Source organism: Nonomuraea sp. N2-4H, assembly GCF_045291505.1.
In the GTDB taxonomy this organism is placed as follows: domain Bacteria; phylum Actinomycetota; class Actinomycetes; order Streptosporangiales; family Streptosporangiaceae; genus Nonomuraea; species Nonomuraea fastidiosa.
Genome location: NZ_CP147987.1, coordinates 7,624,952 through 7,645,315 on the forward strand (window position 1 = coordinate 7,624,952; position 20,364 = coordinate 7,645,315).

At 65.8% G+C, this 20,364-nt stretch carries 14 protein-coding genes and 1 pseudogene; 4 read left to right on the top strand and 11 right to left on the bottom strand.

Annotation, left to right across the window (positions count from 1 at the left end; all coding sequences use genetic code 11):
• Positions 1-226 precede the first annotated feature (226 nt).
• The 4 genes from WBK31_RS35190 to pglW all read right to left on the bottom strand — a co-directional run bounded on the left by WBK31_RS35190 (position 227) and on the right by pglW (position 9,806).
• Positions 227-562, bottom strand: coding sequence for a hypothetical protein (locus WBK31_RS35190; protein ID WP_406673811.1), 336 nt, complete (start codon positions 560-562; stop codon positions 227-229).
• Positions 563-624: 62 nt separating this feature from the next.
• Positions 625-1,452, bottom strand: coding sequence for a hypothetical protein (locus WBK31_RS35195; RefSeq protein ID WP_406673812.1), 828 nt, complete (start codon positions 1,450-1,452; stop codon positions 625-627).
• A 141-nt stretch (positions 1,453-1,593) separates the two neighbouring features.
• Complete coding sequence (pglX, locus tag WBK31_RS35200; RefSeq protein WP_378785896.1) at positions 1,594-5,217, bottom strand: BREX-2 system adenine-specific DNA-methyltransferase PglX; 3,624 nt, start codon at positions 5,215-5,217, stop codon at positions 1,594-1,596.
• A complete protein-coding gene (gene pglW / locus WBK31_RS35205; RefSeq protein WP_406673813.1) occupies positions 5,214-9,806 on the bottom strand; it encodes a BREX system serine/threonine kinase PglW in 4,593 nt (1,530 codons plus the stop codon). The genes pglX and pglW overlap by 4 nt, the downstream gene beginning before the upstream one ends.
• A gap of 447 nt (positions 9,807-10,253) precedes the next feature.
• Here pglW and WBK31_RS35210 point away from each other — a divergent pair.
• The 4 genes and pseudogenes from WBK31_RS35210 to WBK31_RS35225 all read left to right on the top strand — a co-directional run bounded on the left by WBK31_RS35210 (position 10,254) and on the right by WBK31_RS35225 (position 14,395).
• Positions 10,254-11,539: pseudogene (locus WBK31_RS35210) on the top strand (IS701 family transposase).
• 257 nt (positions 11,540-11,796) lie between these two features.
• Positions 11,797-12,579, top strand: a complete 783-nt coding sequence (locus WBK31_RS35215) for a transposase family protein (protein WP_406673814.1) — start codon at positions 11,797-11,799, stop codon at positions 12,577-12,579.
• Positions 12,580-12,804: 225 nt separating this feature from the next.
• Positions 12,805-13,263: a hypothetical protein gene (locus tag WBK31_RS35220; protein ID WP_378785893.1), complete on the top strand. Its 459-nt coding sequence runs from the start codon at positions 12,805-12,807 to the stop codon at positions 13,261-13,263.
• A 532-nt stretch (positions 13,264-13,795) separates the two neighbouring features.
• Positions 13,796-14,395 carry a hypothetical protein gene (locus WBK31_RS35225; RefSeq protein WP_406673815.1) on the top strand — a complete coding sequence of 200 codons (600 nt, stop codon included), beginning with the start codon at positions 13,796-13,798 and terminating at the stop codon, positions 14,393-14,395.
• Positions 14,396-15,267: 872 nt separating this feature from the next.
• Here the strand turns inward: WBK31_RS35225 and WBK31_RS35230 are convergent.
• The 7 genes from WBK31_RS35230 to WBK31_RS35260 form a co-directional block, all read right to left on the bottom strand.
• Positions 15,268-15,573: a tyrosine-type recombinase/integrase gene (locus WBK31_RS35230; RefSeq protein WP_406675552.1), complete on the bottom strand. Its 306-nt coding sequence runs from the start codon at positions 15,571-15,573 to the stop codon at positions 15,268-15,270.
• A gap of 363 nt (positions 15,574-15,936) precedes the next feature.
• The gene (locus WBK31_RS35235) at positions 15,937-16,248 is read right to left on the bottom strand and encodes a hypothetical protein (RefSeq protein ID WP_406673816.1); all 312 of its coding nucleotides are present in this window, start codon (positions 16,246-16,248) and stop codon (positions 15,937-15,939) included.
• A 101-nt stretch (positions 16,249-16,349) separates the two neighbouring features.
• Entirely contained in the window at positions 16,350-17,330 is a 981-nt protein-coding gene (locus tag WBK31_RS35240) for an AraC family transcriptional regulator (RefSeq protein ID WP_364061732.1), read from the bottom strand.
• Between the two features lie 151 nt (positions 17,331-17,481).
• A complete protein-coding gene (locus WBK31_RS35245) occupies positions 17,482-17,856 on the bottom strand; it encodes a hypothetical protein (RefSeq protein WP_364061729.1) in 375 nt (124 codons plus the stop codon).
• Positions 17,857-17,883: 27 nt separating this feature from the next.
• Positions 17,884-18,636 carry an ABC transporter permease gene (locus WBK31_RS35250; RefSeq protein ID WP_406673817.1) on the bottom strand — a complete coding sequence of 251 codons (753 nt, stop codon included), beginning with the start codon at positions 18,634-18,636 and terminating at the stop codon, positions 17,884-17,886.
• Position 18,637: 1 nt separating this feature from the next.
• Entirely contained in the window at positions 18,638-19,462 is an 825-nt protein-coding gene (locus WBK31_RS35255) for an ABC transporter permease (RefSeq protein WP_406673818.1), read from the bottom strand.
• Positions 19,459-20,364: an ABC transporter ATP-binding protein gene (locus tag WBK31_RS35260; protein ID WP_378785889.1), complete on the bottom strand. Its 906-nt coding sequence runs from the start codon at positions 20,362-20,364 to the stop codon at positions 19,459-19,461. The genes WBK31_RS35255 and WBK31_RS35260 overlap by 4 nt, the downstream gene beginning before the upstream one ends.

The window sequence follows — 20,364 nt, forward strand, 5'->3', positions numbered from 1 at the left end:
GCCGCTCACCAGGTCCGCATGAGGCACTTCCGCGATGGGCAGTGCCCCTACCTGGTGTTTCACCAGGGTCGTCGGCAAGCTTGCGCTTGACGTGGACCTAGAGTCTCACTAATACTGAGGTCGTCCGAGAGGACGCTAACACTTCTTTGCCGGACGTAGGGGCCGGTGGTTATGTCAGAGCTGAGGACGGGCCCGAAGGGCCCGTCCTCAGTCGCATTCGGACCCATCATGGTACGAGCCAGCTGGAGATGGCCTGCACGAGCGGGAACCCGTCCGGCATGGAGCCCGCCGCCATCGCCACGTAGCGTGACCCGATCCCACCCCGGTCGTTCCTGGGCAGCCGGACCAGCACGGTCGAACCGTCCGGCAGGAGGCCCTTGGCCGCGCCCGTCCCGGGGACAATCCCGGTCACCTCGACGAGCGTGGGCGTAAGAAGTGGCGACGCGCCGGGCGTCGGCGCGTCCAATCCGCCCACCAGCCGCACACTCCGTCTGGTGCAGTGGACGAGGATCTCCCGCCCGATGCACATGTTGTCCACGGGGATCTCCAACCGCTCGATCACCCCGTTGGCCAGGCGGATCTCCGCCCTGGTCGGACCGATGCGGCCGATGACGACCGCCGTCGTCAGCTCGGGGAGGGACGAGTCGGCGGAACCGCGACCAACGCGAGCTCAGGCAGCTCACGACGCCACTCACCGGCGTCGATCCCGGCCGGGTACAGGGCATGGACGCTGCCATGGGCCGGAGCCCGCCCGCCAAACTCCGCGAGCGACGCGATGCCCTGAACGCCGCAGGAATGCAGAAGCCTCACCAGCTCTACGCCGGAGCGGTGTACCGTACCGACGACCGTCCAGGAGTAGTGCCGATCCCAGCGGCGGAGCGCGAACTCGGCCACCCTATCCCGAAGTCCATGACCAACCATCCCGCGCATGCCGGTCATAGTGCACAGCGCCGCCTGACCGAGCAGCAGCCAGTGGTCGAGCCTGCGGTCGTGCACGGTGGAGGAGGCCGCGGCGTAGACCGGGACGCCCAGGTCGTGCGCGAAGCTGAACATCGGGATGAGATCGGCGTCCTTGCTGAGCAGCACGATCGCCCGCGCAGGAGAGGCGGCGTGCCGGACCGCGTAGGCCTCGTCGGCGATCGCGCGGGCGCACAGGACGTCGACCTGCTTCTCCTCCATCGGACCGTAGTCATCGCGCAGGTAGCCCTCAGCGACGACGCCTCCGTCCGCCCTGATCCGCTCCGCGAAGTCACAGTTGATCTGCAGAGCTTTGCTCACCCGGGGGCTGCGCGCCGCGTTGCCCTGCGACCGGGTGGCCACCGCGGCGATCACCTTCTCCACCGCGAAGCCGTACGCGGCCAGCGCTTCGCGCACGCCGGCAACGCTGGGGTAGCGCGGCTTGCCGAGGACTTCCTTCGCCTGGCCGGCAAGGTTGCGGCTGTCGATGATCACGGACGCCGGGATCGGAGTGTGAGAGGAGACCAAACCGCTCATTCCCACGCCCCCAGCCAGTCTTTACCGCAGCATCAATAATTCCAAAGCAAGATGATAACAACGCTTCCGTGACTCACGTCACAATGCGCGCCACAACCGTCACTTCCTGGTCCGGCCGCCTCGGACCGGCCCGACCGGACCCCATGCGCGCAGGTCGTCATCGGTCAGGCCGTGCTCCTGCTGGACCTGCTGACGGTAGGCGGCGAAGAATTCCGCGGGCGACCCGCTGTAGGCGATGTCGAACTCGTTGTGCCATTGGTAGAGCCACGGTTGGAGTTCGAGCAGGCCAGCCAGGAACGGCGTGATCTCCTCGGCCGTCATGGGGTGATTGGTGAAGTAGGTGGCCAGGGCTTGGGCCTGCTCTCGATGATCCCATCCGGCCCAGCCGTACAGGGCGGGGGTCTGGGTGTTGGTGTCACCGTAGGAGATGAAACGCTCCTTCGGCACATCGAACTTGCCACGCGCCGACCAGTAGGAGGAGCGCAGGAAGTCGGCGGAAGTGTACTTCGGCGGCACCGGGATGGAGTCGCGAATCTGCTTCTTGGTCTTGACCTTGGGGTTGTCAGAGAACTCGGGCGCGGCGTCCTCCTGACGCTGCAGCTCCCAGACCTCCTCCCAATCCTTACGCTTCTTCAGGCCGCTGGGCTTATAACGAAGCGCGGCCAGGAAGGGCACGTGCTCGGTAGAGATCAGGTCGGTGACGACCGCGAGGAGGTCGCGGCGTGGGGCGTAGATTCCTGCGACGGAAACGAAATCCGCGTCGCGGGACAGAGTGTCGGCGAAGCGGGGCAGGGTGATGATGGCCGGCTGGCCGTTGTCGTCGAACCAAAGCTCCCGAGCTTCCATCCGGTCCAGCAGCCAGGAGCGCAGCGCTTTCGCCTGGAGCGCGTCCCAGCCCACGGTGGCCCAGCGGCGCTTGTACTCAGGCCGTTCGATCATGCCGATCGCACGTGAGGACTCGATGGCGTCGATCCGCTTCTTGACGATCTGCTTGTACGGTTCGGACCAGTGAGCGGGGATCTCGGTAATGGGGGTGGAGTTGTGGCGCTTGAACCACTCACCTGACGCTTCGCCCTTGGCGATCTTACGAGCGAGCACGATCTCGAAGGCTCGCTCACCGAGCGCCAGCTCGGGCACAGCGTCCTTAGGAGCTCGCAGGTCTTCGGGATAGAGGTTGTAGAGCGAGTAGACCTGCCAATCCAGCTCCTCTTGCAATGCAATCATGCGGTTCCGTACGGCTTCCCATGTGGCCCGAGCTTCTCGGAGCCGTGCACCTGTGGGGACTTCCGCAGCCGCCACCGCTGCTGGACAGGCACACGCAAGTTGCTGCGCGTATCCGTCCTGCTTGGAGGCTAGCTCGGTCGGATACTCGACGGGAAGCGGAAGTTCTTCGACATTGCTCCCATTGAACTGGTAGCTCCAGGACCACGGCTGGTCCGATTCACCACCACCAGACTCAGGACTGCCACCCTTCTTGTGACAATTCATTTTTAGCCAGAAGGCCGCCGTCGAACTATTGAGCACACCCAGCAGGCGGACGTGATCCTCTTCGCTAGCTCCCTCGGGGAGCTTGATAATGGGCGCAGTCTGCTTGAACACTTTTCCACCTCGATCCAAGACGAAGTGGTTGTGGGTCGCAACCTCAGGAAATGTGATCGACAACGGCGTCCGATAACGGTCGGCCACCCATCGATACCAAGTCCACCAGGGCTTGCCGAGATCTTGCTGGGTCTGGCCGTCGAAGTCCGTGGTCGATCTGAGGTGGCTTCTGCATGTCCACAACAGACGTCCCCACGCACTCGTCTCGTCGTACGGAACGGGTTTGAGGTCGGCATCGTACGGCACAATAGCGCTTTCGACGCAGCGTGTCTCCCAGTCACGGACTACTTCGCCAACGATGAGTGGTCTGAACAGCGCGTCATGAACACCTCTGCGGCGCAGCGCCTCCGGAGTGTAAATAAAGGCATCATCTTGACCCGGAAAACTCGCGAAGCCAATGTCACGCGACAGCCTGCTCTTGAGAACGGCACCTGCGTTCGCTTGAATCTGTTCGTTGAGTTCCAGCCCGCCATCGGCGAGAATCCACGGCTGTTTCGCAAAGTAGCGGCTACGTTCAAGGTCGTCGACCGATACCCATTGACTGACAGAACCAGGCTTATCTATTTGGTTTATGATAGCGCGCCATACAAATCCCTGCTCCGGCACTTTCGGCACTCGAGGTTCACCCTGGACGCTGCGCACTGTACGAACAGTCTCCGTGCGCAGACGGCCCGCGCGACGCGTTCCGATCAGGATGACGGGGGGCGTACCATGGCCGGGAATATATGCCCCGGAGGCGTCGATAATCTCAGTAAGCTCAACCTTGTGCGCGAAGAAGTTCTCGATCAACCGCGTGCCGAACTCGCGCTTCATGAACGAGCTTGACGTAATCTGGCCGACTATCCCGTAGCCTCGCCCATCGGCGTCGCCGTGCTTGGCCAGTTCGAAAAAGCGCTGCGCAAACGGCACAGAGAGTGCATATTTCCCTGCACACACATCCGGATAGAGCTCACGGTAGAGCTTGTTGAGGCCCTTGTCCTTGACTGTGATGTAGGGCGGGTTGCCCACGACCACGTGATAGCGGCCAGGCTCCAGGATGCGCGGGTGCTCGTGCACGTCCTCGGTGACGTAGCTGAAGTCAGCAAGCGAATCGATCGCCACATCGCCCTCCGACGTGAGTGCAAGCTGCCGCTCCTTGATCAGAGAGTCGCCTACTGCCAGATGGATAGGCCAGTCGTACCTGGCCGCCTCTCTCATCGTCCGTATCCCAGCAGCCGCCATCGCCGCGACCAGCAACCGGAACCGGGCGATGGCGACCGCGAACGGGTTGAGGTCCACCCCGTGAACCGACTCCAGCGCCAGCCGTACACGCTCGTAGGGATCCCGATCGCCCTGATGCTCGCCGTACAGCTTAACCAGTCGACGGAAGGCGCCCTGCACAAAGTGCCCAGACCCACAGGTAGGGTCGATCATCTTCAGCTCTTCGTACCCGAACTCCCGGATCGCGGGCTCCATCGTCCGGGCGAGGATGAACTCCTCGACGAACTCGGGAGTCTGCAGCAGGGCATACTTCTTCCGCGCATCCTCAGACATCCACTGATACAGGTCACCGAGGAAGCGGGTGTTCCACCCCTCGGTGCCGTCCTCGTTCAGCGGATCGGCGAAGTCGTGAACCAGCGTGCCCATCTCGTCCCTGCGCCGCCAGAACTCGACCAGGTCCCGGGCACCGTCGTGGGAGATTGGGATCTGGAACAACGGATTGTGCCTGCGGTTAAACAGCAGCGCACCGGCCTGTCCCTCCCCCAACTCGGCGAATGCCTTCTCCAACCACCCGCGATACGTCGGGTCGGGGTCCTCCTCGACATAAGCCTCATACCGCGCCTGCGCGAACTCCCGCCGCTCAGCATCAGGGGCAGTCACATAGGGCTCGGGAATAAGCAGATTGTCCTCGCAAAAGCGCACGAATACGGTGCCCAGCACCCACGCGACGGCGACCTGCGTGATTCGCTCGTCCAGCCAGGAAGTCCACGTCGCAGCGGTCCGCCCCAGCTTGCGCGCCTGGTCGTACTCGGCCCGCAGCCGAGCCCCCACCTTAGGCAGCACTTTGACCTGCCTGGCGAGGTCGGCCTCGATCGCCTTGACCTGGCCCTTGAGGTCATCCCGCAGCAGCTCGCTGTCGATCAATTCGCCTCTCCCGCTCCCAAAAGCCCTCCCCGGTGCGCGTTGCGCACCCACGAGTCGGGCAACTCGATCCACTCCCCCAGCCCCGCCTGGTAAGGCACAGCCACCGACCCGAGCCTGGGCTCCCGCGCGGGATCCCCCTGCGGGCACAGCAGCCACAGCCCTCGCCGGCCGAGCCTGGCCGTCGCCGCCAGCCGGTCGAGCATGCCCATCGCGTCGTATCGAGCGAGGACCGCCGCATCCGTGAGCAGCACCGGCCCGGAGCCAGAGTCGAGCATCGTAGCGATTCTCGGTTCGACCCGCCCCCACGCAGTGCGGACGTACTCGGCGAACTTCAGAGCCGCTCTGCTGCCCGGCTCAGCGACGTCGGCCCGCAGGATCGTCTCCCACGTCGGCTTGGTCCCCGGCGGAACCAACTCGTGCATCGCTTCCAGGAACAACCTCGTTACTGACACCACCTGTGCGCCGAACCGGCTGCCCGACAGCTCGTCACTGGCGAGAGGGCTCAACACGGCCCGCACGGTGAGAGCGCGGAACCCATCGCGCCCGGCCGATGCCGTCAGCCGTTCCTCAGCCCGCAACGCGTTGGCCATAAGGGGGTCATCAGCGTAACGGCCGGCCGCGCTCAGCCGTGTCATCTGCCGCCAGGCGCCGACCGTCTGGTAACTCGACTCAGGTGTCGTGCGGACGGGGAGATATCGAAGGGTTCTGGTGTCCTCGCGAGTGGAGAGCACGAGGTCGAAACCAGCGTCGTGGAGTGCCTTTGTGAGGCGGCCCCCGGTGGGCAGCTCCGGCTTACCCTGATAGGTGATCTCCGGGAAGCGTGCGAGGACCCGGTCGTGAATCTCCGCTACCGTCAGCCCCGGCTGGCGCCCGTCCGGCACCCCGGGAATGAGACGTACCAGGCCCGCCTGCGTAAGCCGTAGTGCTCGCACCAGGGACAGGTCACGGGGGTAGATCTCCAATCGCGGCGTGACGGCGGCATTGCGAGAGGCCCCAGCCGCCACGGCTACCATGCGGCGTTCATCCCAGTCGATAGTGCCGGGTGGCAGCGTGATCGCGCCCAGTTCGCTCAACACCAGGGCAGCGGTCGGGAGTGTGTCGAGCCTGGCCAACCGATCGGCCGCCTTGCCGAGGCGCTGAGCATAGTCGAGCAAACCTGGTGCGGAAGGAGTGTCGGGTCCGTCCTCCTCGCCTACCTCCAGTGCCAGCAGGCCGGCGCCCAACGCCTCGTCCTTGGCAGCGCGGTTGGGCAGATGCCGGAACTGGCTGGATGCGGGGTCGAGCTGCTCGACTTCGACCACGGCACGGATGGCGGCCAATGCCAGTGCGCGGCGCCGCTCGCGCCCCTGAAGCCGAGTGCCCCGCCGTACGACCAAAGCGTCGGCGATCTCCGCGGCCGAGGCGAGACGCCCAAGATCGGCCAGCAGCTCCAGTATTTCCTCGCGGAGTGCGGCAATGACCGGAAGCTTCTTCCAGCGCAGCCGCTGAGTTTTCAGCATCTGGGGGATTCGCCCGGCGCTGAGTCCCAGCGCCTCGGCGACGTCCTTCTGTTTCGGCCAGACTCCGACGGCCGAAGGCAGCTCGCCCCGCTCGTTGGGGAGGCGCAGCAGCAGCCGCACCATCTCCACCTCGTTACCGTTGACGCCCCCCCTCTTCAGTTCGGGCACCAGGAGGGAGGCAAGGGTGTCGAGGCTGACCGAGCGGAGGGTCCGCTGCGGGAGCAGATCCACGTTTCCGCCTGCGGCCAGGCTGTCGATGAGGGCGGCTTCCGCTTGGCTGAGCCGCTGCAGCTCCTCGTCGGCCTGACGGCGGCCTTCTGGGCTCAGGGGGGAGATTGGGGCGACGCGCAACCGCTCTCCCCACTCGCGCTGGCGTCGCTGGATCTCACTGCGGGTTTTGGCGCCCAATCCGGGAGCGTTGACGAGGCCTCGCTGGCTGAAGTCGAGCAGCTCACCGACAGTGGTGATACCAAGGCCGTAGAGGAACTGTTCAGCTGCCGGGGTGAGGCCTGCTGCTGACAGGTGGGTCTCGCGAGTGGCGGCGGCGGCAAACCGATCGCGCTGCTCCGCTGCGGATACCGGCTCGGCTTCGTTGATCGTCGCCGCCGTCGAACGAGCGGCAGCGGGATGCTTGGAGGCTCGCAGAACCGGAGCAGCCTCCGCCAAGTCCAAAAAGATCTTTTTCCAGGCGTCCCGCATCGGCTTGAGTTCAGGGAAGCGCTGGGATACATCGCGATGAAGCGCCTTGCGGAAGAAGGCCGCCAGACCGTCACGTATAGCCGGGTCGAAGGCGTCGATGGCGATCGTCGGGTAAGGGTGCTCCTGCGCGTCGGTCTGCCGGGGTGAGACCTTGCCGTCCCCCCATTGGGGAAGCTCACCCGAGGCCATCTCGTGAAGGGTTACGGCCACGGCATAGCGCTCGGCATGGGCGTCGTAGACCGACCGGGTCAGCGTGCCGATGAATGGGTCGAGGTAGCCGTCAGTGCCTGCCTCGACTTCTTGGACCGGGTAGCCAGCCAGCGAGAAGTCGATCAGCACGAGCTCGCGGGTGCGGTTCGGTCGCACTCTGATCGCGATGTTGTCCGGCTTGATGTCCCGATGCCAGACGCCCTCGCCTTCCAGGAAGTCGACGGCGCCGAAGAGGTAGTCGCCGTAGGCCTCCAACTGGTCGATCTGGAGCCTCCCGCCTTCACGGAGTTGCCGCGCGACGGTCTCCTCCCTGCGGCGGCTGACGGCGCCGCCCGGTTCCGAGATGGTCCCGGGATCGCGTTCGTCGCCGACGTATTCCAGGGCGAGCGTGATGCGGCCACCGATGATCAGCGGCTCTTTCTCCACAAGTTGGATGATTCGGGAGTCGGCTCGCAGCCGTCTCATCACCTCGGCCTCGCGGATCAGCACCTCGCCGCGGCTGTCCGACAGGGACACTTTCAACACGGCTAGGCCGCCGCGAGCTTTGCCCTGGAGGTCGTGTACGAGAAAAGCGCGGCTAGTGGAACCGGTGCCCAGCCTTCTGCGCACTTCCCAGCGGCCGCCCAGGACATCACCTGAGACAGCTTCCAGCGGGTCTTTCTCCTGAGCATGAAGGTGAGCGGCGTCCGTTGGACCGGGCTCCGGCTCGGTCAGCGAATCCTCGACGCATTCCAGCATCTCCAGAAACTCGTCAACCGACGAAAGCCTCTGGCTCGGCCGGTAGGCCGTGGCCGCCTGCACCAGTTCGTCGATGTCCTGCGACAGGCCGTCGACCACCGCGCTGGGGCGTAGTCCTTCTCCTACTTCGAGCTGGGCCAGTACCTCGGCCTGGCTGGCTGCCAGCAGCAGGCCGGTGGCCAGCAAGTAGGTGATCACGCCGAGCCCGTAGACGTCCAGGGCGATGGGGTCGGGCTTCTGCGCGGTCAGTTCGGGGGCTAGGTAGGGATCGGAGCTCTCCGCCACATGCATTGTCGACAGGGCGGTGGGCGCGAATCTGGTCCCGCCTTGTGATTGCCCGCTGCTCCGATGCGCGATCTGCCAGTCGGAGATCTCCAGTCGAGGTGCAAGCCAGGCGGCCTCCTCACCGATGGCTTGACCTTCGGGCCCTCGGTTGCGGGGAATCACATGGATGGAGTGAGGAGCAAGAGCGCGGTGATGAAGGCGACTGGCATGCGCCGAGCGCATGGTCTCCGCGAGCTGCCGCACGAGACCCATGCGTGCCAGGATGTCAAGCTTGTCGCCGTACTGGACGAGGTATTCGTCCAGGCGCAGCGTGTGCGGGTGATAGTCGAAGATCAAAGCCGGGCCAGCCGAGTGCCCGGACGGGTCATACTGCTTCAGCTGGACGACCCCTGGGTGCTTGAAGCGCCGTAGGACGGCGGCCTCGCGTCGCGCCGCGTTCTCCACGGACTGGCGGATCGATGCGTCCGAACCGCGTTCACGAAGATAGATACGAACCCTCGCCAGCTCAGGTAGCTCGCTATGGCGTGCCAGGTAGTCCGCCCAGGTAGGGCCGGTGTCGAAGGACTTACGTTCGAGCAGGAAAGGACCAACCTTGTACTCAGCGTCGCTCCGTCTGATCCCGACCTTGTCCAGCGCGGTCTTGATCTCGCGCGAGTCGGTGAGGGTGATCCTTCGCTGTTCGTAGCGGGCAGGCTCCTTCAGCATCTGCACGAGCTCGTTGACCGTGTAGACGCCGTTCTGATCGTTCGGGGACAAACGCACTCGCAGGGACGAGTCCGTGAAGCAGACCGCCGCGCCAACCCAGACGCGCTTACCGTACTTGCCCAGGAGTGACGCGAGTTCCTTGGCCTTCTTGTCGGCCAGGTGATACGGGTTGCCGTGTGGCACCCGGCGGCCACTGGGTGTGGTCTGCACCCATGCGCCGTTCTCGGTGGTGACGCTGCCGTGCCAGTCCTTCAGTTCGATCAGGTGAACGCCGCCGGGGGCGACGACCAGCAGGTCGACCTCGCGGACGTGCCCCGCCTGCGCGGTGAAGGTGAAGTTGGACCAGGCTCGCCAGGGCTCGGAGTCGGGCAGCCTGTCCCGGATGGCTTCCAGGCCACGACGCTCATGGTCGAACTCAGACTCGGTGACAGTGGTCCACCGGCCTTCGAGCATGCCTTACTCCGATGTCGATGTTTCTAGCCGACCGCCCACCGGAGGCCGGATCGTCGGAGCAAAGCTTATCGGCGAGGTACGACAAAGGAGGACCTCGTGATGGCACATCCTGCCACCTTCCGCTGCCTGTCGTCTATCGGACGACGCGTGACTCCTGCTTGACCTCTGCCATGAGGGGATACTCGGATTTACCGCGTATTTTCCGACCTGCTTCTGTGCCCTTTTCTTGGAACGCTTGCCAAGCCGCTTGCGGAGTTCCTGGGGGAGACGCTCGCGGATCTGCTCCGGAACCTTCATCTCCGATTGCTGAATGCGCCCACGGGTTACGCCATCTGGCGACCTCGATCGAGGGTTTGGGGTTCGTCACCGTCAGGCTTAGTATTACAACAACACTTCGTTAATTATGATCGTGGGCTATGTCGGAGTCGGTGACTGCGCAAGATCTGCATGTCTGTCTGGCTGGCGGGCTTTGATGAGCTGTTCGCGCGGGTGGCCGGACGGTTCGGGCGGGTGGAGCCGCGCCGCCGGGCCCGGGGCTATCTTCTGGGGTTGCTGGCTCCGGTGGAGCGCAAGAACGGCTGGCAGCTGGCCGAGGCGGCGGGGGATGACGGGCCGGAAGGCATGCAGCGCTTGCTCAACTTCTACGCCTGGGACGCTGATGCCGTCCGCGATGACCTGCGGGCGTATGTGGTGGAGCAGCTGGGCGGCCCCGATGGCGTGCTGATCGTGGATGAGACCGGCTTCCTCAAGAAGGGCGACCAATCGGCGGGGGTGCAGCGCCAGTACTCCGGCACGGCCGGCCGGGTGGAGAACTGCCAGCTGGGGGTATTCCTGGCCTATGCGTCGGCGCGCGGACGAGCCTTGATCGACCGCGAGCTGTATCTGCCCAAGTCGTGGACCTGCGATCCGGTCCGGTGTGCGCGTGCCGGGATCCCGCCTGAGGTCGAGTTCGCCACCAAGCCGGCCTTGGCCCGGGCGATGCTGGCACGCGCGTTCGCGGCCGGAGTGCCGGCCCGGTGGGTGACGGCCGATGAAGCCTACGGCCAGGATTCGAAGTTCCGCCGCATGATCGAGCAACACCGGCTCGGCTATGTGGTGGCGGTACCGCGTAACCAATCCGTGGGGCTGGGGCTGGGAGGCAATATCCGCGCCGACAGCCTCCTGGCCGACATCCCCGGCCAGGCGTGGAAGCGCATGTCGGCCGGTCAGGGAGCCAAGGGGCCGCGCTGGTACGACTGGGCGGCCGGAACGCTTCACTGGGAGGCCGAGCCCGGCTTTGCCCGCTGGGTTCTCCTGCGCCGCAGCCTCACCGATCCCGACGACATCGCCTTTTACCTGTGCTACGGCCCCATCGGCACCAGCATCGACGATCTGGTCCGGGTGGCCGGCGCCCGCTGGGCGATCGAGGAATGCTTCGCCTCAGCCAAGAACGAGACCGGCCTGGATCACTATCAAGTACGGCGCTACAAAGCCTGGTACCGGCACATCACGCTGGCCATGCTCGCCCACGCCTATCTTGTCGTCACCGCTGCTCACGCCCCAAAAGCCCGAGCGGCCTGGTCCGCCTCACACCAGCAGAAATCCGTCGTCTCCTGGCACATCTGATCCACCTGACCGCCCGTCCACTCACTCACGCCTTGGCCTGGTCCCAACGCCGACGCGTCTCCCAGACGCGAGCACGCAGCAGCCACTACTGGAGACGCTGGCTCAAGAACAACGAAGTGTTGTTGTAATACTAGACCGTCGACAGCCAACGCGGCCAGGACGACGAGCAACGCGGTCCAATTCGCCGAGGTGTACGGACGGAAGAGCCGCAAGGGGTGCCACCGCACACCCGGCCCTCCTCGGAGATGAGCGGCGAACAGTGAGGCTTTTCCAACCTGACCGCGCAGTTCAGCAGAAGCGGTGCCGGGGCCGGTTGGCATGAGAAGAGGCTCTCCCGGTAAGACAGCAGTCGACCAAGATCCGATGCCTCTACCGGAGAGCCTCGTTGCTGTCTTATCGTGCCTCGATTCCGCTGTCCAATCACACCCTGGTCCGCTTGGCCGGGCTCATCCGCGCGCAACGGGCCGAACGAGGCTGCTGGTGGCGGAGGTTAGACCCGGCACAGCAAGCGCTGCTGGTCCTGGCCCATCTGCGTAACGGCGATACCTACGCAAGCCTGGCCGCCGGCTTCACCATCGGCACCACCACCGCTTGGCGCTACGTGCGCGAAGCCGCAGACCTTGTGGCCGTCCTGGCCGATGACGTGCACGCCGCCATGGCACGAGCACGCCGGTTGGCCTACGCCATCTTGGACGGCACCTTAATCCCGATCGACCGCGTCGCCGACGAGCGGCCCTACTACAGCGGCAAACACAAGCGGCACGGGGTGAACGTGCAGGTTCTAGCTGATCCGGCAGGCCGGCTGGTGTGGGCCTCACCCGCGCTTCCGGGTGCCGTTCACGACGTGACCGCCGCTCGTACGGCCGGTCTGATCGACGCCCTGACCAGCGCCGGCGTCAAGACCTTCGCTGACAAGGGCTATCAAGGTGCGGGCGGCACCATCCGCACGCCGTTCAAGCGGCATCGCTACCGTCGCCGGCTGTCACGCGGGCAGCGAGAGGTCAACCGCTCCCATGCTCGCATCCGCGCCATCGGCGAGCGCGCCGTCGCGACCTTGAAGGCATGGAAGGTCCTGACCAAGCTGCGCTGCTGCCCGCATCGCGCGACCAAGCTCGTGCAAGCGATCCTCGTGCTGCAGCTCATCGAAGAGGGCCGTTACCCAGGATGAAAAAGGCTCTGTGATTGGACAGCGGAATCGAGGCACGATAAGACAGCAACGAGGCTCTCCGGTAGAGGCATCGGATCTTGGTCGACTGCTGTCTTACCGGGAGCCTCTTGTCATGCCAACCGGCCCCGGCACCGCTCCTGCTGAACTGCGCGATCAGGTTGGAAAACCCTCAGTGATCCTACGGACATCGAGTTCTTCCTGGCCCACGCCCGCATCGGCACGCCGGTGCCGGAGCTCATCGCGGTGGCCGGGCTGCGCTGGAAGGTCGAGGAGAACAACGAGGCCGGTAAGGACCTGCTCGGTCTGACCGACTACCAGGTCCGCACGTGGGTCGGCTGGCACCGGCACGTCACCACCGTCATGCTCGCCCTGGCCTTCTTGGCCGTCAGCCGCCGCCCGGCTCGAGGAGCCTGTCCCCAGCGAGCAGGCGACGTCCACCATATCCCCTGCCGACCAGGGAAAAGACCACCTGCCCCAGGAGAGGGCCGGCTGACTGCGCTGGGGTTGATCCGGCCGTCCCTGGCCGAGATCCGCCGCGTTTTCGCCCGCCTCGTCGTCCCCGCCAACAACCTGATTGACCATGTCCTGGCCTGGTCCCAATTCCGGCAAGAGCACCAAACCCGTGCTCTGATCAGCCATTACCGGCAGCGAGGCGACCCGCCACCTCAAGACCTACGAATGTAGTACAGGTCAAGGGATTCGTCGTCGCAGAGCAACCTTCTCGACTCCCGACTTGTCGTACTTTAGCCTGCTGTGCGATTGAACGGATGTATGGCAACGGGTACCCGACGTGAAACAACCGCTGGGCCGGAAGGACTGTTTGGTCGATATTTCTGCGTAGCCATGACTTGGCCGCGCCCATGTAAGTCAGACAGTCCAGCGATAGAAGGTTCAGCCGTCCAAAGAGAATACCTGTACCTGGAACGGAAGGTCGTCTCGAGCACGGCTGGCCCTGCATCGGCGGCCTAAGTCCATTCATGCATGTCGGGCCTCTGCCGGGCGATTTAATGGGAGCTCGCCGAGAAGGCGAATCACGCTGCTAGGCATACTGGCGTAAGGTGCTGCGGCCGACGAGGTGAGTGGATGGGTATTTTCCTATTCATTCGCGCTATAGGTCGGCAGCAAAAGGCTGTATGCCGCGATTGTTATGCTAGGGGAGCCACTTGCTGATCCATATACCCAGTATCCAGACCTCGTCACGCCAGGACGGCGGAGCATGACTACGAGCCATAACCATCAGGGGCTGTTCCTGGTGCTCGAAGGGGCCGACGGATCAGGTAAGAGCGCCGTGGCTACAGAGTTGGTGACCCTAGGGCGTGATGCCGGATTGGATATTCGTCGCGTCCTGCGTGGTTCGCCGCGCGGAGATGAAGCACACGCATCTTTGATTCGCACAGTAGGCCGACTATTCGCTGAAAGCGATGAAATAGGCGCGCGATGGGACTTGCTCAGTCTAGCTGCAGCCACGCAGTGCCTAGCGCTCCTGCAAACAGAGGTGGAAGATAGTGTGCTCGCCGGTGGCGTGGTCATTGCTGAGAGTTGGTGGCATAAGACACAGGTGAGGCTGGCGATAGAAGCTTCGATCTGTGGTTACTTGGACCCTTCGCAGGAACTGGCGTTCAGCACTTGGCAGCAAGGGCTCATGCCGTCCTCAACCAAGCTTTCTCAAGCCCAGCAAATGACTGTGCTGATTGACACCGATCTGGATACTCGGGTCAAATGGTATGAAGCTGGTGGCTGCGTCGAGCCGGTATACGATCCACAAGGGGTGGTCACCGTGACCCTATCCATTTCGGCAATTTTACCGAAAGAATAGCGATAGGACTGCGCCGGCGAGCTCAGGAGGAGGGTTGGCCGACGATACGTAACGGGATAGAAAGGCAGCCTGCGGAACTTGCGAGAGAACTGATAGAGCTAATCCTTACGAGACCCATAATCGAGTGAGGCCTTGCATAGGCACGATTGAACATTGCCGATGTGCAATCGACTGCATCCGCTCGTTGGGGTACCCCGCAATTACGTTCCCGTATAAGGAAGAATAGAATGCCGTCTAAAGAATCTGGATGCTCTGAGTGAAAAAACTGGGGCCCGGTCTTCATCGAGCTGTCCTTAACCCGGCGACGCCCCAGTAGCCGGGCCTCATTGCGGCGCGTCACACCAACTCCGCGTCGCTGGGGATCGGGTGTCACCCGGCCTCAGTAGCCGGGCCTCATTGCGGCACCCAGTACGCCTGCGGCAGCACGTCCAGCACCGGCATCTGTCCCCCGGCCTCAGTGGCCGGGCCCCATTGCGGCTTGCCGACCACGACGGCCTCGGCACGTTGGATATCGTGCCACCCAACCCCAACGGGGGGCCTCATTACGGCAACGGGTGCGCGCACGACGAGAACCTTGAGGACGGGGCGTCTCTCGGGCCACGGCGCAGCCACTGAGCTCAGAACACGCGCAGTTGTGCCCCTTGGCCCGTTCACAGATCACAGGGTGCGTCATCCGCCCTCCGCCCCATCCGACAGGCAGTGAATTGAGCGCTTCGCTGGAAGCCCTCTTCTTTTGAATCACAAGCAGCGAATAGCGAAATGACCACCGTAGCCAGTCCGACATATCTCTTCGGCTAAGACGGGGTCCGGTGCACACAGATAGGCCCTCTGGGATATCCCCAGAGGGCCTATGTGGTAGCACTGAGAGATAGTTACATATCGCTTGAACGGTCGAGGCTCCGGTTGAGCCGGTCAAGCGCCTTACGGGTTTCAGGACTGGGAATCTGCGTGTAGACGTCTATGGTCATCGAGATCTGCGAGTGGCGCAGGATGCGCATGGCCACGCGAGGGTGAACGTCGAGGGCGGCCAGAAGCGAGGCCCAGGTGTGGCGGGTGTCGTGGACGCGGATGCGCGGGACACCCGCTCGCCGGCAGTGGCTCTCAAAGGCGCGGTTGAAGTTCCGCGGCTCGATGGGTGTGCCCGTCCGCGTGGTGGGGGCCAGGTCCGAGGTCCGCAGCCCGCCTCAACGCCGCCGACGTAGCCGCCGCCCTGTCCGTAGCCTGAAAACCGTCAGCAGATGGCTCAACGGCCGCATCCCGTATCCCCGCCGGCCGTCCGACGGCTCAGCGGGCGTCGCGCATCACCTGCTCCTCGGCCTCGTCCAGCCAGCGCCGGTACCACCGCGCGAACCCCATACGCCTCCCATCGTCGTCGACGAGCGGAAAGAAAGCCGCCGCCGTCGGCGATGTGGTCGCCCCACATCTGCCCCCGCGCAGGCCCGCTGACCACCAGCGCCTCCCACCGGGCGCACCCGAGGTCGCCGAGATACAGCAGGCCGGTCGAATGCCGGAGGGCGTAAACGACCGCGTGGTACTGCTCCCTACGCTTCATCGGCCGCGTTGTACTCCTCGATGGACGCGTAGTCCTCCTTGTCGGGCTCCGGGGGCAGGCCGCCGGCCGGGTCGTACGCGTCGATGTACGGAACCGGCTGTTCCAGCGTGTCCAGGTTCGTAAGGCCGGCGCCGTCGCCCTCCCACCGCCACTGTCCGTCCACGTGACGCACGGGGAAGATCCCCGCAGCGCCGCGCCCAACTTGCAGCAGGAAGAACCGGTACTCGCCTGGGAGCTCCACGCGGAGCCGGGCCTCCAGCGCGGCCAGCTCGCCAGGGTCAGGGGCGGCTCGGGCGTCCAACCGTTGGCCCGCAGCGCCGCTGACCTCGGCCGGCCGTGCGAGCCTGTCGCGTACATCCGACCAGTCGGAGTGGATCGTGTCGCAACGATACAAGCGAGCCGTCAGGACGTCGGCTGGTCCTGGTGGCGCGGGTACGTGCTGCGCATCGCCCGGTAGCGGCGCGGCGTGACGCCGATGCACTGGACGAACGCGTCGCTGGCGCGGCTGCGGCTGCGCCAGCCCACCTGCCGCCCCGCCTCGGCCACGGTGAGGTCCGTCTCGCGGAGCAGCCGCGCCATCTCCTCGACCCGCAGCATCGTCAGGTACGCGAGCGGCGTCTTGCCGAAGGTCTCGGTGAAGATGCGGCACAGGTGCTTCGGCGATAAGTGGACCATGGCGGCGAGCCTGGGCAGCGTCCATGACTCGGCGATGTCGGCCCGCATCGCGTCGCGGACCTGGGCGGCCTCGGCTCTGAGGGGCGCGAAGCGGCGGTCGCGCGGCAGCGTGGGCCGGGTGGTGGCCCGCTGCGTGGGCGTGCGGCGTACAGGAGAGATCCGGATGTACGGCGCGACGACGTCGACGATCGAAAACCACAGCGCCTGCATCCGGTGGAACGTGGAGGTGTAGTCGCCGGCGATGGTGAGCGCGACGAGCTCGTCGAGCCAGGGCATCATCATGCCGGTACGCTGCTCGCCGACCCGCAGGATCTGGGCGGGCTCGCTGTAGACGGTCTCGGCGAAGCCCTGGGCGTCGAGCCGGTCCTGCAGGACTCCTGCGTACTGCCAGAAGATCTGGTCGACGAGGTAGTCGGTGTCGAGGTACACGGTGGTCGTCGTGAAGTGCCCCTCGGGGTCGCTGCCGCACAGGACGTTCGAGCCGAGGAGTACGACGTCGCCCGGCTTGACGGGCTTCTCGCCGAACTCGCTGAGCAGGATCGCCGAGCCCGACCGGGGCACGACCAGGCGGACGCAGTCGTACGCGCTGGGGCAGACCGGCTGGTGCCAGGTCTCCGTCCTAGCGATGATCGGGGAGAACTGGGGAGTCGCGTCCGGGTCGATGTCCGCCGGCTTCGGCGTGTAACCGTAGGTCGCGAGCGGGCTCACCCCTCACCCCCAGCCGGCGGGAGCGCGCCGGGGTCGGGGCGCCACACGCGCCGTGGACGGGTCCTGCAGGTCTGCGAAGCGGTACGAGCATTGTGCCAACCCCCTGTCATGAGCACGGATGTCGTCAGCGCGGACCGAACCGAGAGAGCATTCAGGATCCGAACACCAGGCTCCTGATGTAGTCGATCACCTCGTGCAGTTCCTCATAGTCGCGGACGGCCGGGTCGACGATGAGGAAGTTCCACAGCGTGGCGACGCTCGCCGTCAGCCCGAACACCACGACCGAGACGATGAGCCCCGTGAGCGCGAGGCCGGTGCCGTGGTCGCTGCGCCGCAGCCCCGCCCACGCCACCGCGACCCCGGCCGCGGCCATGAGCGCGGGCAGGAAGCCGAGCAGCGGAATCAGCAGCAAGAACGGCGAGAACACGAAGGCCGCGGCCGCCAAGCAGAGCGCCAGGACGCCATGGAACCTGGCCGAGCGCCGCCCGAGCTCCCCAGCGGGTTCCGGAATGTTCTCGTATGACATCGTCGCTCCTTCAGCACTCGTGGAAGGTCAGGTACGGGTGTCGCGGCGGTCCAGGATCGCCGTGGTGGCGGTGAGCAGGGCCGTGGTGAGGACGAGCGCGGCGGTCACGATCGAGACCACGTCGCCCCCGGTGATGGCGCCGGTGTCGCTGAAGGTGCCGGTGCCGAGCTGGGTGGCCCGGCTGATGAGCGCGTACGGGACGACGAAGATCGCCGCGTCGAGACCGGCCAGCAGCAGGACGACGGCCGCGCCCGCGCCGAGGAAGGCCACCGCGATCGGCGCGGCGAAGGAACGCATGAGCATCGACAGCCCCGACTGCAGCACGGCCACGGGCAGGCAGGCGATGATGATGAGCAGGCTGACGGCCGCGTACCGGCCGGGCGGCGGCCCGGGGATGGCGAAGACGAACGAGCCGATGACGGTCACGGTGAGGAACAGGACCGCCTGCATCGCGGCGGCGAGCACGGCCACCACGACCGCCTTCGCGGCGACGATCCGCATCGAGGACGTCGGGCCGCTCATGAGCGCGTTCCAGTTGCCGCCGCGATGCTCCACCCGCCACACCAGGGAGGCGAGGATGCCGATGCCGATGGCGAGCGGGAACAGCCCGTAGAACACGACCGACCGCAGCCACATCGTGGGCCAGCCGTCCTCGGGGCTCTCGCCGGAGACGAGCGTGTTGACCGCGCCCGCGATCACCATCGCCACGGGGAGCAGCACCACGACGGTCCAGCTCAGGGAGCGCTTGAGCTTGATGAACTCCGCGCGTACGGCACCCATGTCAGCCCTCCTTCCAGCCAGAACGGCCGGTGATGAACAGGAAGAAGGCGGCGGCGACCACCCCGAGCGCGGCGATGCTGCCGTACGCCGGCGTCATGGCCACGAGCCGTTCCCCCTCGTAACCGGCGGCGGCCGCGAGCGCGTAGTAGCCCCATGGGGTGACGTGCGCCGCGGCGGGCGGCAGCGCGGTCGCGAACACCGCGACGATCGTGCCGAGCACGCCGATGCCCAGCCCGACGAGCTGGTTGTCGAGGCGGGCCGACAGCAGGATGTGCAGGGCCAGTACGACCAGGTTCGCCACCGACACCGAGGCCGTGTATCCCGCCCACAGCCCGGCGGGTACCGGGTCGGGCACGCCCAGCAGCAGCCCGGCGCCGAGCAGCAGGACGCTCTCCAGGACGGTCGCGGCGGCGACCACGATGCCGACGGCGAGGAGCTTGATCCGGCACAGGCCGCCCGGCGTGAGCCCGGACGTCTGGGACAGCAGCCAGCCGTTGCCCTGGTGCTCGATGTCCACCTGCCGGCTGGCCATGACCGCGAGCAGCAGCGGCGAGGCGAGCGGCACGGCCAGCGACATGCCCGCGAGCAGCGCCTCCCAGGAGCGGCCCGCCGCCTCGGCGAACGCCGGGCTCGTGGCGGCGCTGCCGACCGACAGGCCGACCACGATGATCACCATGACGGACGCGACCACGCCCATCCGCAGGTGCCGCATCTTGGCGAACTCGTTCGCCACGGCCGCCCACCTGTTCGCCATGGTCCCCCACCCGTCCGCCCTGGCGAGCGCGCCCACAGCCCGCGCCTCGTTCGCCCCGGCGCGCCCGTTCACAGCCCGCCTCCACTCGTGAGGGCCATGAACACGTCCTCCAGCGACTGCTCGTCCCGCCGCACGCCGTAGATGTCCACCCCGGCCCCGACGAGGTGCGCCACCACCCGCGCGGTCACCGGGTCGCCGATGCCGCTGACGCGCACAGAGCCGCGGTCGAGGCGGCTCACCACCATGCCCTTGAGCTGCGCGTTGGCGTACTCCGGGTCCGGGGTGTCGATGAGCACGTCGGGGGTGGAGGCGGCGAGCAGCTCGTCGCGGGTGCCCTGGAAGATCAGCCGCCCGCCGTTCAGGATGCCGAGCATGGTGGCGGTCTTGTCGATCTCGCCGAGCAGGTGGCTGGAGACCATCACCGTCACCCCCGCGCCGGACAGGCGGCGGAGCAGGTCGCGGATCTCCTCGATGCCGGCCGGGTCGAGCCCGTTGGTGGGCTCGTCGAGTATCAGCAGGCGCGGCCGCCTGGCCAGGGCCATCGCGATGCCGAGGCGCTGCTTCATGCCCAGCGAGTAGTCGCGCACCTTCTTGTCGAGCTGGTCCTGCATGCGCACGGTGCGTACGGCCTCGTCGACGTACCGGTCGGGCAGGCCGAGGAGGCGCTGCACGAGCCGCATGTTCTCCCGGCCGGTGAGATGGCCGTAGCCGGGCGGCGACTCGATGAGGGAGCCGATGCAGGCGAGGAGCCCGCGCCGCGTGGCGGGGTTCATCGGCTGTCCCATGATGTGCACCTCGCCGCTGGACGGCCGGACGAGGGACAGCAGCATCTTCATGGTCGTGGACTTGCCCGATCCGTTCGGGCCGAGGAAGCCGTAGACGCAGCCAGGGGGGATGCGCAGGTTCAGGCCGTCCACCACGGTGCGGCTGCCGTACCGCTTGGTGAGCTGCTCGGTGGCGACGATGTAGGACAT

Coding starts and splice junctions, on each gene's coding strand:
- WBK31_RS35245 (WP_364061729.1), bottom strand. CDS start 17,856: ATGTCATACGAGAACATTCCGGAACCCGCTGGGGAGCTCGGGCGGCGC.
- WBK31_RS35225 (WP_406673815.1), top strand. CDS start 13,796: ATGACTACGAGCCATAACCATCAGGGGCTGTTCCTGGTGCTCGAAGGG.
- pglW (WP_406673813.1), bottom strand. CDS start 9,806: ATGCTCGAAGGCCGGTGGACCACTGTCACCGAGTCTGAGTTCGACCAT.
- WBK31_RS35250 (WP_406673817.1), bottom strand. CDS start 18,636: ATGGGTGCCGTACGCGCGGAGTTCATCAAGCTCAAGCGCTCCCTGAGC.
- WBK31_RS35260 (WP_378785889.1), bottom strand. CDS start 20,364: ATGTCCTACATCGTCGCCACCGAGCAGCTCACCAAGCGGTACGGCAGC.